At 33.7% G+C, this 12,969-nt stretch carries 17 protein-coding genes and 1 tRNA gene; 16 read left to right on the top strand and 2 right to left on the bottom strand.

Features of this window, described 5'->3' with window-relative positions:
• The first annotated feature begins 5 nt into the window (after positions 1-5).
• From mce to SCB73_RS05340, 3 genes are all read left to right on the top strand, one after another.
• Positions 6-410 (top strand): methylmalonyl-CoA epimerase, encoded by a 405-nt coding sequence (gene mce / locus SCB73_RS05350; protein WP_320569063.1) that lies wholly within the window; start codon positions 6-8, stop codon positions 408-410.
• Positions 411-557: 147 nt separating this feature from the next.
• Positions 558-631 (top strand) — tRNA-Ile (locus tag SCB73_RS05345).
• A gap of 176 nt (positions 632-807) precedes the next feature.
• Positions 808-1,017 carry a hypothetical protein gene (locus tag SCB73_RS05340; RefSeq protein ID WP_320569062.1) on the top strand — a complete coding sequence of 70 codons (210 nt, stop codon included), beginning with the start codon at positions 808-810 and terminating at the stop codon, positions 1,015-1,017.
• A 32-nt stretch (positions 1,018-1,049) separates the two neighbouring features.
• On the opposite strand, the gene SCB73_RS05335 is transcribed toward SCB73_RS05340, so the two are convergent.
• Positions 1,050-1,640 carry a riboflavin synthase gene (locus SCB73_RS05335; protein ID WP_320569061.1) on the bottom strand — a complete coding sequence of 197 codons (591 nt, stop codon included), beginning with the start codon at positions 1,638-1,640 and terminating at the stop codon, positions 1,050-1,052.
• 57 nt (positions 1,641-1,697) lie between these two features.
• On the opposite strand from SCB73_RS05335, the gene pdxA reads away from it, so the two are divergent.
• The 13 genes from pdxA (at position 1,698) to SCB73_RS05270 (ending at position 10,488) form a co-directional block, all read left to right on the top strand.
• Positions 1,698-2,747 (top strand): 4-hydroxythreonine-4-phosphate dehydrogenase PdxA, encoded by a 1,050-nt coding sequence (gene pdxA, locus SCB73_RS05330; RefSeq protein ID WP_320569060.1) that lies wholly within the window; start codon positions 1,698-1,700, stop codon positions 2,745-2,747.
• A gap of 105 nt (positions 2,748-2,852) precedes the next feature.
• Positions 2,853-3,395: a YceD family protein gene (locus tag SCB73_RS05325; protein WP_320569059.1), complete on the top strand. Its 543-nt coding sequence runs from the start codon at positions 2,853-2,855 to the stop codon at positions 3,393-3,395.
• A gap of 9 nt (positions 3,396-3,404) precedes the next feature.
• Complete coding sequence (gene rpmF, locus SCB73_RS05320; RefSeq protein ID WP_008465217.1) at positions 3,405-3,599, top strand: 50S ribosomal protein L32; 195 nt, start codon at positions 3,405-3,407, stop codon at positions 3,597-3,599.
• Between the two features lie 173 nt (positions 3,600-3,772).
• The gene (locus SCB73_RS05315; RefSeq protein WP_320569058.1) at positions 3,773-4,771 is read left to right on the top strand and encodes a beta-ketoacyl-ACP synthase III; all 999 of its coding nucleotides are present in this window, start codon (positions 3,773-3,775) and stop codon (positions 4,769-4,771) included.
• A 23-nt stretch (positions 4,772-4,794) separates the two neighbouring features.
• Positions 4,795-5,280 (top strand): acetyl-CoA carboxylase biotin carboxyl carrier protein, encoded by a 486-nt coding sequence (gene accB, locus SCB73_RS05310; protein WP_026728324.1) that lies wholly within the window; start codon positions 4,795-4,797, stop codon positions 5,278-5,280.
• 108 nt (positions 5,281-5,388) lie between these two features.
• Entirely contained in the window at positions 5,389-6,735 is a 1,347-nt protein-coding gene (gene accC, locus SCB73_RS05305; RefSeq protein ID WP_320569057.1) for an acetyl-CoA carboxylase biotin carboxylase subunit, read from the top strand.
• Positions 6,736-7,029: 294 nt separating this feature from the next.
• Positions 7,030-7,326 (top strand): hypothetical protein, encoded by a 297-nt coding sequence (locus SCB73_RS05300; RefSeq protein WP_320569056.1) that lies wholly within the window; start codon positions 7,030-7,032, stop codon positions 7,324-7,326.
• 75 nt (positions 7,327-7,401) lie between these two features.
• Positions 7,402-7,698: a hypothetical protein gene (locus SCB73_RS05295; RefSeq protein WP_320569055.1), complete on the top strand. Its 297-nt coding sequence runs from the start codon at positions 7,402-7,404 to the stop codon at positions 7,696-7,698.
• Positions 7,699-7,747: 49 nt separating this feature from the next.
• Positions 7,748-8,044 carry a hypothetical protein gene (locus SCB73_RS05290; protein WP_320569054.1) on the top strand — a complete coding sequence of 99 codons (297 nt, stop codon included), beginning with the start codon at positions 7,748-7,750 and terminating at the stop codon, positions 8,042-8,044.
• A gap of 23 nt (positions 8,045-8,067) precedes the next feature.
• Positions 8,068-8,355 carry a hypothetical protein gene (locus SCB73_RS05285; RefSeq protein WP_320569053.1) on the top strand — a complete coding sequence of 96 codons (288 nt, stop codon included), beginning with the start codon at positions 8,068-8,070 and terminating at the stop codon, positions 8,353-8,355.
• 19 nt (positions 8,356-8,374) lie between these two features.
• Positions 8,375-8,671 (top strand): PepSY-like domain-containing protein, encoded by a 297-nt coding sequence (locus SCB73_RS05280; protein WP_132988785.1) that lies wholly within the window; start codon positions 8,375-8,377, stop codon positions 8,669-8,671.
• 18 nt (positions 8,672-8,689) lie between these two features.
• Entirely contained in the window at positions 8,690-8,986 is a 297-nt protein-coding gene (locus SCB73_RS05275) for a PepSY-like domain-containing protein (RefSeq protein WP_320569052.1), read from the top strand.
• A gap of 149 nt (positions 8,987-9,135) precedes the next feature.
• On the top strand, positions 9,136-10,488 hold the full coding sequence (locus SCB73_RS05270; protein ID WP_320569051.1) for a sigma-54-dependent transcriptional regulator: 1,353 nt from the start codon (positions 9,136-9,138) through the stop codon (positions 10,486-10,488).
• On the opposite strand, the gene SCB73_RS05265 is transcribed toward SCB73_RS05270, so the two are convergent.
• Positions 10,485-12,926, bottom strand: coding sequence for a hybrid sensor histidine kinase/response regulator (locus tag SCB73_RS05265; protein ID WP_320569050.1), 2,442 nt, complete (start codon positions 12,924-12,926; stop codon positions 10,485-10,487). The genes SCB73_RS05270 and SCB73_RS05265 overlap by 4 nt on opposite strands.
• Between the last annotated feature and the right edge of the window lie 43 nt (positions 12,927-12,969).

Genomic DNA, 12,969 nt, shown 5'->3' with positions numbered 1-12,969 from the left:
AGAAGATGGTAAATAAAATAGAGCATATTGGGATTGCAGTAAAAAATATGGACGATGCGAATGTTTTGTTCGAAAAAATGCTGGGCGTTCCATCGTATAAAATGGAAGCGGTAGAAAGCGAAGGTGTTTTGACCTCTTTTTTTCAAACAGGAAATAATAAAATCGAACTTTTGGTAGCAACAAATCCAGAAAGCCCGATTGCGAAATTTTTGGAAAAAAAAGGAGAAGGAATTCATCACATCGCTTTTGATGTTGATGATATTGAAGCAGAAATTATCCGTCTAAAAAATGAGGGTTTTGTTTTGATTAATGAAGTTCCGAAGAAGGGAGCCGATAATAAATTGGTTGTTTTTCTGCATCCGAAGAATACAAATGGCGTTTTAGTAGAACTTTGCCAAGAAATTAGATAAAAAAATATCATTTTAATTTTTAAATAAGGCATTGAAAATCAATTTCGTTTTTGATAATTAAAGGAAGTTTTAAAAATTAAATACAAATGATGTCTTAAAATATTTGGAGTGAATGAAAAATAGTAGTAATATTGCATCCTCTAAACCGGTCCTATAGCTCAGCTGGTTAGAGCACCTGACTCATAATCAGGTGGTCCCTGGTTCGAGCCCAGGTGGGACCACATTAGTACAAAAGCTTCATAAAATTTTTATGAAGCTTTTTTTGTTTTTAGGGTTGTATTTCTGTAAAAATCTTCTACATTTGTCAGGTGAAGCTCTTTGTTATAAGGCTTGTACGAAATTTCATAAAAGACCCCAAGTCTAATTTAAAACCGCTTGTCTAGGCAAGTTTAAACTTATGAAGATAAAGAAAAATATTTTTTTTGCATGTTGTATTGCCTTAATGACTGTTTCAAGTGTCTTGGCAGATCCTCCGCCTCCAACTGTACCGCCACCGCCGCCAGGAGGACCAATTGATGAGAATTTGATTGTTTTGGTTGTATGTGCAGTATTATTTGGAATTTATGCAATTCGCAGATATAATTTAACAAAAAAAGCTTCAATATAAATTGAAGCTTTTTTTTGTGGGATGATTTTGATTTACTTGTTTATGGCGTATAATCTTGAAATGTATTTGCCAACAACATCAAATTCTAGATTTATTTTTGTTCCAACTTTAAAGTCTTTAAAGTTTGTGTTTTCAAACGTATAAGGGATAATCGAAACGCTAAATTCGTTTGTTTTTGAATTTACAACCGTAAGGCTTACGCCGTTTACTGTAATCGAGCCTTTTTCTATTGTAATGTTGTTCAGGTTTTTGTCGTATTCAAAAGTGTAATTCCAACTCCCGTTCGCTTCTTCGATTTTTACACAGGTTCCAGTTTGATCAACGTGTCCTTGTACAATATGGCCGTCTAGGCGATCGCCAAGTTTCATGCCGCGCTCAAGATTAACAATGTCGCCTGTTTTCCAGTCTCCAATATTGGTTTTTGAAATCGTTTCATCAATCGCTGTTACCGTGTAAAAAGAATCTTTTATAGCAACAACTGTCAAGCAAATTCCGTTATGTGAAACGCTTTGGTCAATTTTCAATTCATTTGTAAAAGATGAATCGATTGTGATGTGAAGATTGTTTTGATCTTTTTGTATTTCATGAACCCTTCCTAGGGTTTCTATAATTCCTGTGAACATTGTTGTTTTATTTTACTAAATTTGCACATCAAAATTAGTAATAAATAAACTGAGCTCATGAATAAAAAAGCAGAAAATATAATTGTTGGAATTTCAGTAGGAGATTTAAACGGTATTGGAAGCGAAGTTATATTGAAAACATTCGAGGATTCTCGTATGCTGGAGCTATGTACGCCGGTTATTTTTGCAAATGCCAAAATATTGTCTTTTGTAAAAAAGAGTTTTACATCTTCGGTTCAATTTCATGGCGTAGATAAATTAGAGCAAGTTTTGCCAGGAAAAGTGAATGTTTTCAATCTTTGGAAAGAAGGAGTTGATGTTAATCTTGGGAAAAATGATGAAAAAATTGGCGAATATGCAATCAAATCTTTTGTAGCGGCAACAAAAGCATTAAAAGAGGGTTCAATTGATGTTCTGGTTACAGCGCCAATTAATAAATACAATATCCAGTCAGAAGAATTTAAATTTCCTGGACATACTGATTATTTAGATCAAGAATTGGAGGGAAATGCGCTTATGATGATGGTGCAAGATAATTTAAGAGTAGGCCTTTTGACAGATCATGTGCCATTAAATGAAGTTTCATCACATTTGACGGAAGAGTTAATTACTAGAAAAATTGAAACAATCAGAAAATCATTGATTCAGGACTTTAGCATTGTTAAGCCGAAAATTGCAGTTTTAGGATTAAATCCGCATGCAGGTGATGGCGGGGTTATTGGAAAAGAAGATGATTTGGTTTTGAAACCAGTTTTGAAAAAAATATTTGATGCAGGAACAATGGTTTTTGGTCCGTTTCCGGCAGATGGTTTTTTTGGAAGTGGACAATATGAGAAATACGACGCAATTGTTGCAACATATCATGATCAAGGATTAATTCCTTTCAAAACATTGTCTTTTGGAAAAGGAGTGAATTATACAGCAGGTCTAAATAAAGTAAGGACTTCGCCGGATCATGGTACCGCTTATGATATTGCTGGAAAAGATATGGCAGATTTTAATTCGTTTAAAGAAGCGGTTTATCTTGCGATCGATATTTTTCGCTCGCGTAATCAGTATGAGGAGATTAGCCAAAAGCCTCTAAAAATAAAAGAAAAACAGTTATAAACAAAAAAAGGTCAATAAGATTATTAGATTTATAATAATTTTATATCTTTGCACCCCAATTCGGATATCTGTTTACAGAATCGAATGGTTCAAATTGATGTTGAAATGAGCAAAACAAAAGAATTTTTAATTCCTTTCGTAGGATTAAAACTAGGAAAACACCATTTTGAGTATCAAATAAATAACACGTTCTTTAAGGACTTTGAATACGATGAGTTTCAAAGTTCAGATATTAAAGTCAATTTGCTTTTCGATAAGAAAAGTAATATGTTAGAGCTAGAATTCAAACATAAAGGAACAGTAAATGTACCTTGTGATGTAACAGGCGAAGATTTTGATTTACCTATAAAAGGGAAAATGAAGTTGATTGTTCGTTTTGGAGAAGAATTCAATGATGATAATGAAGAGTTGTTGATTTTACCACATGGTGAGCATGAGATTGATGTGGCGCAATATATTTATGAAATGATCGCGCTTTCTGTACCTCAAAAAAGAATTCATCCAGGTGTTAAAGACGGAAGTCTGCAAACAGAAGCTTTGACAAAACTGAATGAATTAAGTGTAAAAGAACAAAAGGAAGAGAGTAACAAAGAAGAAGATATTGACCCGCGTTGGGAAAAATTAAAGAAACTATTAACGGATAAATAATATAGTAAAATGGCACATCCTAAGAGAAAAACCTCGAAAACAAGAAGAGATAAGAGAAGAACACATTATAAAGCTACTGTAGCTCAAATCGCTACATGTCCTATTACAGGTGAGGCGCATTTATACCACAGAGCTTACTGGCATGAAGGTAAAATGTACTACAGAGGGCAAGTTGTTATCGATAAATCTGAAGCGGTTGCTTAATACGTTTTTGTAAATTATACTAGAACTCTCACATAGTGAGAGTTTTTTTTGTTGGTTATAATTTTCGTTTTTTAGGAAAATATAGACAAATTCGTTACGTTTTTTTTTGTAATTTTCAAGTCTTTTAAAAATTTTTCAAATACCTCGTATTTGAGAGGAAATAATAGAATATAATGAATACAATCACAGCCGCAATTACCGCTGTTGGAGGCTACGTTCCAGACTTTGTGCTTTCAAACAAAGTATTGGAAACAATGGTAGATACCAATGACGAATGGATTACCACTCGTACAGGAATTAAAGAAAGAAGAATTCTGAAAGATGCTGATAAAGGAACATCATATCTTGCAATAAAAGCAGCTCAGGATTTAATTGCAAAAGCAAATATTGATCCGCTTGAGATTGATATGGTTATAATGGCAACAGCAACACCAGATATGATGGTGGCTTCTACAGGAGTTTATGTTGCCACAGAAATTGGAGCAACAAATGCATTTGCATACGATTTGCAAGCTGCATGTTCAAGTTTCTTATACGGAATGTCAACTGCTGCGGCTTATGTGCAGTCTGGACGTTACAAAAAAGTGCTTTTAATTGGTGCAGATAAAATGTCATCAATTGTAGATTACAAAGACAGAGCAACTTGTATTATTTTTGGTGATGGAGCTGGAGCAGTCCTTTTTGAACCAAATTATGAAGGCTTAGGTTTGCAGGATGAATATTTAAGAAGTGATGGTGTTGGGCGCGATTTTCTTAAAATCCCAGCCGGAGGTTCTTTGATTCCACCTTCAGAAGAAACTATAAAAAACAGACAGCATAATATTATGCAAGACGGTAAAACTGTTTTCAAATATGCTGTTACAAATATGGCAGATGCCAGCGAATTGATTTTGCAAAGAAACAATTTGACAAATCAAGATGTTGACTGGTTAGTGCCACACCAAGCTAATAAACGTATTATTGATGCTACTGCCGGAAGATTAGAATTAGAAGAATCTAAAGTTTTGGTAAACATTGAAAGATATGGTAATACTACTTCTGGAACTTTGCCATTAGTATTGGCTGATTTTGAAGACAAGCTTAAAAAAGGAGATAATGTAATCTTTGCTGCTTTTGGTGGTGGATTCACTTGGGGATCTATCTATTTAAAGTGGGCTTACGATAAGAAATAAATTAAAACTAAAAACGAATCATTATGGATTTAAAAGAAATTCAAAACCTAATCAAATTTGTAGCAAATTCGGGAGTTGCTGAAGTAAAGTTAGAAATGGATGATGTAAAAATCACTATTAGAACAACTTTAGAAACAAATGTTACTGAAGCTACTTATGTACAGCAATTGCCAGCTCAAGCTGCATTGCCACAAGCGGCTGCTCCGCAAGTTGCTGCGCCAGTTGTTGTAAATGTAACTCCAGAAGCACCAGCGGCTAACGATTCTAAATATGTTACTATAAAATCTCCAATCATTGGAACATTCTATAGAAAACCATCTCCAGACAAACCTGTTTTCACTGAAGTTGGAAGTACTGTATCTAAAGGAGATGTTCTTTGCGTAATTGAAGCAATGAAATTATTCAACGAAATCGAATCTGAAGTATCAGGAAAAATTGTTAAAATTCTTGTTGACGATATGTCTCCAGTTGAATTTGATCAACCTTTATTCTTAGTAGATCCATCATAAATAAATTTAGATTTTAGATTTTAGATTTTAGAATGGTTCGAAAGAGAAATTTTTAACCATCTAAAATTATCTAATTATCAAATTGTCTAATTATCTAATTAAAATAAGATGTTTAAAAAAATATTAATTGCGAATAGAGGAGAAATTGCACTTCGTGTAATTCGTACATGCAAGGAAATGGGAATTAAAACGGTTGCCGTTTACTCTACAGCCGATGCAGAAAGCTTGCATGTTAAGTTTGCTGATGAAGCGGTTTGTATTGGTCCCCCGCCAAGTAACTTATCGTACTTAAAAATGTCAAATATTATTGCCGCTGCAGAAATTACAAATGCAGATGCAATACACCCAGGATACGGTTTCCTTTCTGAGAATGCTAAATTCTCAAAAATTTGTCAAGAGCACGGAATCAAATTTATTGGTGCGGCTCCTGAAATGATCGACAGAATGGGAGATAAAGCTTCTGCGAAAGCTACAATGAAAGCAGCAGGAGTTCCATGCGTGCCAGGTTCAGATGGATTATTAGAATCTTATGAGCATGCACAAAAAACAGCAGCAGAAATTGGTTACCCAGTAATGATGAAAGCTACTGCTGGTGGTGGTGGAAAAGGAATGCGTGCCATCTGGAAAGAAGAAGATCTTTTAAAAGCTTGGGAAAGTGCACGTCAAGAAGCTGCTGCAGCATTTGGAAATGACGGAATGTACATGGAAAAACTTATTGAAGAGCCACGTCATATCGAAATTCAAGTTGTTGGAGATTCTTACGGAAAAGCATGTCACCTTTCTGAAAGAGATTGTTCTGTTCAACGTCGTCACCAAAAACTTACTGAAGAAACACCTTCACCTTTCATGACAGACGAACTTCGTACAAGAATGGGAGAAGCTGCTGTAAAAGCTGCTGAATTCATTAAATATGAAGGAGCTGGAACTGTAGAATTCTTAGTTGATAAACACAGAAATTTCTACTTCATGGAAATGAATACTCGTATTCAAGTTGAGCACCCAATTACAGAACAAGTAATTGATTACGATTTGATTCGCGAGCAAATTATGGTAGCAGCTGGTATTCCAATTTCTGGAAAAAATTACTTGCCACAATTACATGCTATCGAAGTTCGTATTAATGCTGAAGATCCTTATAACGATTTTCGCCCTTCACCAGGAAAAATTACTACACTTCATATGCCAGGAGGACACGGAGTTCGTTTAGATACTCACGTTTATTCTGGTTACAGTATTCCGCCAAACTATGATTCAATGATTGCTAAGTTGATTACAACGGCACAATCTCGTGAAGAAGCTATCAGCAAAATGAGAAGAGCTCTTGACGAATTCGTGATTGAAGGTGTGAAAACTACAATCCCTTTCCACAGACAATTAATGGATGATCCAAAATATATTGCAGGGGATTATACTACTGCTTTTATGGAAACATTCAAAATGAATAGTCCAGAATAATTTTAAAGGCTGTCGATTTTCGGCAGCCTTTTTTATTTTATCTCAACCCAACGAGTTTTATTTCTCGTTGGGTTTTGTTGTTTTAAACGGTTAGGAAACACTAAAAGTGTATAAAAATTATACACGTCTCCATAGGATTACACACTTTTTTAGAATGTCTTTTTTTTGTCACGACGAGCATAATTCCTTTATTTGTAGGGGTTTGAGCGATATGGAGTGCAGTTTTTGGTTTGCGGCATAATAATTTCATTATCTAAAGCGTAAACAACTACAAACAAAACTAAAATATACATTATGAAAAAGCTATTCTTATCAGCCGCTATTGTTTTGGGAAGTTTGACTTCATTCGCTGCAAATTCTTCAATTGAAGATTCTATTATAAAAACAGTTTCTATTCAAGAGGAATATACTGAAATCAAATTAGAAGAATTACCAGCTCCAATAACTGAGGCATTAAAAAAATCATTTCCAAATGCAGTAGTTTCTAAAGCATATAAAAATGAAAAAGCACAGTATAAATTAGATGTAACAGTTGGAGGCAAAGAAGGAAATCTTTTTGCTAACGCAGACGGAACTTGGATTCAAAAATAATCTAAACCACAGGCTCCGTGTATTTACAAATAAAAAATACTAAAATTAAATTAACGATTTTAAAATACTATTATCATGAAAAATTTATTTCTATCAGCCGCAATCGTTTTGGGAGGTTTAACATCATTTGCTTCAACTTCGCCAATCGCAAATACAATCGTAAAAACAATTTCAATTCAAGACGAATACACTGAAATTAAATTAGAAGAAGTTCCTTCTGCAGTAACAGATGCTCTTAAAAAAGCATATCCAGATGCAGTTTTAAACAAAGCTTACAAAAATACTGCATCGCAATATAAACTAGAAGTCGCAGTAGGAGACAAAGTTGGATCTCTTTACGCTAATGCAGATGGAACTTGGATTAAAAAATAATCCCTTTTTGTTCCAATCAAATTAATTAACTCTATTAAATATCCACACTATGAAAAATTTATTTTTATCAGCCGCTATCGTTTTGGGAAGTTTAACATCATTTGCTTCAACTTCGCCAATCGCAATTACAACCGTAAAATCAATTTCAATCCAAGAAGAATTTACAGAAATCAAAAATGAAGAAGTTCCAACAGCAGTAACAAATGCACTAAAAAAAGCGTATCCAGATGCAGTTTTGAACAAAGCATACAAAAATGCTTCTTCTCAATATAAATTAGAGATTACTGTAGGCGACAAAGTTGGATCATTATATGCTAACGCCGATGGATCTTGGGTGAAAAAATAATCACTTACTAAAAAATTATCATTATGAAAAAGATATTATTATCGGCAGCTATCCTTTTAGGAGGACTGTCAATACAAGCCACACCGATTGCTGTTGGATCAACAACAGAATTAGTAAAATTTCAAGATGAGTACAAAGAAGTTGATGCTGTTCCTGCAGCTATAAAAACAGCTTTGGATAATGCTTATCCTGGTGTAAAACTTGAAAAAGCTTATGTAAACGATAAAAAAGAATACAAAATCGAAATTATCGTTCGTGATGTAAAATCGACTGTTTACACTGACGCACAAGGAAACATTCTTAAAAAGTAACTAATAAATTATCCCCACTATGAAAAAGTTAATCTTATCGGCAGCAGTTCTTTTAGGAGCTTTGTCAATGCAGGCAACAAATGTTGCAGTAACAAATGAAATGGTACAATCAGTTCATATTCAAAATGAATTTACTGAAATTGGTGCAGATGCTGTTCCGGCTGCTGTAAAATCTACGATTGAGAAATCTTTTCCAAATACAAAGCTTGAAAAAGCATATAAAAACGAAAAGAATGAGTACAAACTAGAAATTTCTAGTGGAGATAAAAAGTACACTGTTTTTACAGATGCTTCTGGAAACATTATTAAAAAATAATTCGAAATCTTGAGCAATATGAAAAAGTTAGCCCTAGCAGCAGTCGTTATTCTAGCGAGTTTATCTGTTCCCGTAAATGCAGCAACTACTCCAAATAAAACAGCCATGTCACTTTCGGTTCAAACAGAATATACAGAAGTAACTTTAGACGCTGTTCCGGCGGCTGTGAAAACTGCTCTACAAACTGCTTATCCAAATGCAAAGTTGGAAAAAGCGTATGTAAACGAGAAAAAAGAATACAAATTAGAAATATCAGTGAAGGACCAAAAGGCTACTGTTTACTCAGATGTCAATGGCAATTGGCTGAAAATATAATAAATATATTATAAATATAATTAGGTGAATTAGATTTATGTTTTTGGTGAAAAAGAGATTGCTTATAGCAGTCTCTTTTTTTTTGCATAATTTTGTGAAAATACAACTTTAATAGTGTTATTTTAGCAAAAAAAGTCCTTAAAAAACAAATGTCAAAAATATTATTGATAGAAGATGATATTTCGTTTTGCAAATTATTAGAGAAGTTTCTAATAAAAAAAGCATACGATGTAACTATAGCTTTCTCTGCGGCAGAAGCCAGAGCAGCAATCAAAAACGAATCGTTTGATTTGATTTTGACAGATCTTCGTTTGCCAGATTCTGATGGCATAGGACTTATGACAGAATTTAAAAATTCGCATCCGCAAATTCCTGTTATCATGATGACAGGCTACTCTGATGTAAATACAGCTGTAAAAGCAATCAAAAATGGCGCAGCTGACTATATTTCGAAACCATTCAATCCTGATGAGGTTTTATTGGTTATTACAAATGCATTGCAAAATAATAATGAAGTTGAGGAAGTTGTTTCTAAAGAAAAAAAATCAACGAAAAAACAAGTTTCTTCAGAAAATGAATTTGTAAAAGGAATTTCTGTTGCTTCTCGAAAATTGCTAGATCATATTCAATTGGTAAGTCCAACAGATATGTCGGTTTTGATTATCGGCGAAAGCGGTACGGGAAAAGAAATTATAGCCAAAAGTATTCATCAGCAAAGCACTCGCAAAAACAATAATTTTATTGCAGTTGATTGTGGAGCGATCCCGAAAGAATTAGCGGCAAGTGAATTCTTTGGGCATTTAAAAGGATCTTTTACCGGAGCTATCAGTGACAAAATGGGCTATTTTGAAGCCGCAAATGGTGGAACGCTTTTCTTGGATGAAATAGGAAATCTTTCGTATGAAAACCAAATCCAACTTTTGAGAGCGCTTCAGGAACGAAAAATAAAACCTGTTGGAAGCAATAAAGAAATAAACGTCGATATTCGAATCATAACGGCAACAAACGAAGATTTGCGTGAAGCAGTAAAAAACGGCGATTTTAGAGAAGATTTATACCATAGAATCAATGAATTTTCTATTCTGTCTCCCTCATTAAAAGACAGAGAAGAAGATTTGATGGTTTTCGCCGATTATTTTCTTGAAAAAGCCAATCAGCAATTGAATAAAGATATCATAGGGTTTTCGCCAGAAGTTGTGGCAATTTTTCAAAAATACAATTGGCCAGGGAATTTGCGTGAACTTCAAAATTGCGTAAAACGTGCGACACTTTTAACTCGAGGAGATTACATTGAAAGTGACGTGCTTCCGGCAGAATTTTTTCAGATTCAAAAGCAAAATCCAGCGGAAACAATGGAAAGTTTTTCGCTATCAGAAAATGAAAAGGAAACGATCATTCACGCCTTGTCAAAAACTCAAAACAATAAGTCTGAAGCTGCAAAACTGCTTAAAATTACCAGAAAGACGCTTTATAATAAATTAAAGCAATACAACATCGATTAAACGATTTCTTTTTCTAAGGCTTCAAAAAGTGATTTGATTTTCGTTTTTAAATCGGTTTGAATGTCTTTTATAGCGACAATTTCAAATTCATTTTTTTCTAAATTTAATAAAATGCGTGCAATTTCATTTGCTTCAATTTGCTTGAACATGGGAGCAATGCGATGGGCGATGGCATTTATTTCAGCTTTATTTTCGTCTGCAATTGCATTTTCTAAAGAAGCTAAATTTTCATTAGTGCTTTCTATAAAAGATCTTAAAACATCATTTAAAGCATTTTTGTCATTGGCTAAAAACTCTTTTAGCGTGTCTAAAGAATACAATTGATTAGCCGATTTTTCTGTGGCACCATTTTCAATTTCTTTTGGCAAAATTTCATTTTCGGAGATAATTCTAATTGTATCCAGCAATATTCGTGGCGAATATGGTTTTTTGATTACGGTTGTAAAACCGGCATCTGAATACACCGAAGTTTCTAAATCGGTTCTTCCAGTCAAAGCGATCACAGGTTGATTTTGATAAAAAGAAATGCTTTTGAGTTTTTTCAAAAACATAAAGCCATCCATTTCCGGCATTTGAATGTCGGTAATTACAAAATCAAAACTAGTTTTTTCAATAGATTCTAAAGCTTTGCTAGCACTGTTAAAAGACAAAACCTGATGTTTTTCCTGTCTTAAAACGCCACTCGTTAAATTCAGAAGATTGATGTCGTCGTCTATAACAATAAAAGTTTGTGGCTTGATACTTTGATTTTGAGTTATAGGTTTTTTGATTTCTTCGGTTGGATTTATACTTGTATCAAATAATAATGGCAACTGAATTTCAAAAGTGCTTCCTTGTCCAAAAACACTTTCAAGTTGCAAACTTCCGCCAAGAATCGAAATTATTTTTTGGCAAATGGAAAGTCCTAAACCTGTTCCGCCATATTTTTTTTCGATGTTTTCATTTGCTTGCGCAAATTCTTCGAATACAAATTTTTGGTTTCCTTTTTCAATTCCAATTCCGGTATCTTCAATAGTAATCGCGAAATAATCATTTTTTTCAGTCAAAAAAGCACTGATTCTGATGTAGCCTTCTTCGGTAAATTTATAAGCGTTGCCAATGATATTGGTCAAAATTTGTTTCAATCGAAAAGGATCGCCAACAATTTTTGCATTTAGTTTTTCATCAACATTAATTATTAAATCAATCTTTTTTTGCTTGTAAACTGTTTGAATGCTTTTGGCAACTTCATCAATTATTTCGGGTAAAAGGAACGGAACTTTTTCAATCGTAATTTTTCCTGCTTCAATTTGCGAAAAATCAAGTAAATCCTGAACCAATTGTGTGATGTATTCAGACGAATTTTTGATGTTTTTAATGAAATAAGACTGTTTTGTATTGATATCAGAATTGCCTAAAAGTTCGGAATAACCGACAATGGTGCTCAACGGCGTTTTTAAATCATGACTTACGGTCGAGATCAATTGTTCGCGGCTTTTTAGGAGGTTTTTTGTTTTGAAATTCGCGATTTCAAGCTGTTTTTTATACAACTGCGATTTTGAATAATCGCTTACAATCAAAATAGAAAAGAAAATAGTCAGCACCAAACCAATAATTGCCGATGCTGTAACAATTTCATTGACTTTTTTAAGTGATTTTTCTTTTAATGAATTGTTTTTTATGGAGTTGATGATAATTTCTCGCTCGATAATTCGGAGTACTTTTCGGAGTTGTTCCGAAATAGCAATTTCGTTTTTCAGCAATTTGTTTTCCTCAAAATTCAAAGATTCTTTTTTCTTTTCGGCTCTTAATTTTACGGAGCTCAAAAGTTTTTTGGAATTGGCCAAAATCGAATCCGAAGCTTTTTTGCTCAGCGTATTTGTACTATCATCGGGAATATTCTGATTGAGATAATCGACATATTTTTGAAGCACATTTTTTTGGTAAGCCCCAAGCTGATTCGGATTTTTGGTAAAATCCTGAAGTTCTAATTTGCGAAGCTTAAACTCCATTTTGGTAATTTCATCAATAGCAGAATTTACCGAAACTTCATCATCGGCCTTGTTTTTTATGGTTTTGAGTTGCTGGATATTTTTGGTTTTTTCTGCCAATAAATACGTTACGCTGTCTAAGAGAACTTTTTGATATTCGGTAGTAACAATTTGTTTTAAAGTATCGATTCGAGCGCGGAGCGAATCGGTTTCAATAACATAACTTTTAAAATCTGAATCAGAATTGGTTTGTATTGTTTTTCGTGCCAAACTTTCTGTTTTATATACATTCGAAAAAAGTTTGCTGACTCTTAAAATTTTGGTTTTTTCGAATGCAATCTTGTCTTCTAATTTATTGTAAACGACATTTTCAGAATACAAAAACCATCCTACGGTAACCACTAATGCCAATAATGCAACATAACTAAAGAGCACTTTGATTGCTGTATAACTTTTTTTGCTCTCCATAGATTGTTATTGTTGAAATTGAGAAGGTGTAAAATTCGAAATC

The organism is Flavobacterium sp. KACC 22761 (assembly GCF_034058155.1).
GTDB lineage: Bacteria > Bacteroidota > Bacteroidia > Flavobacteriales > Flavobacteriaceae > Flavobacterium.
The sequence above is the reverse complement of the archived record's forward strand: the minus strand, read 5'-3'. Positions and strand labels throughout refer to the sequence as shown.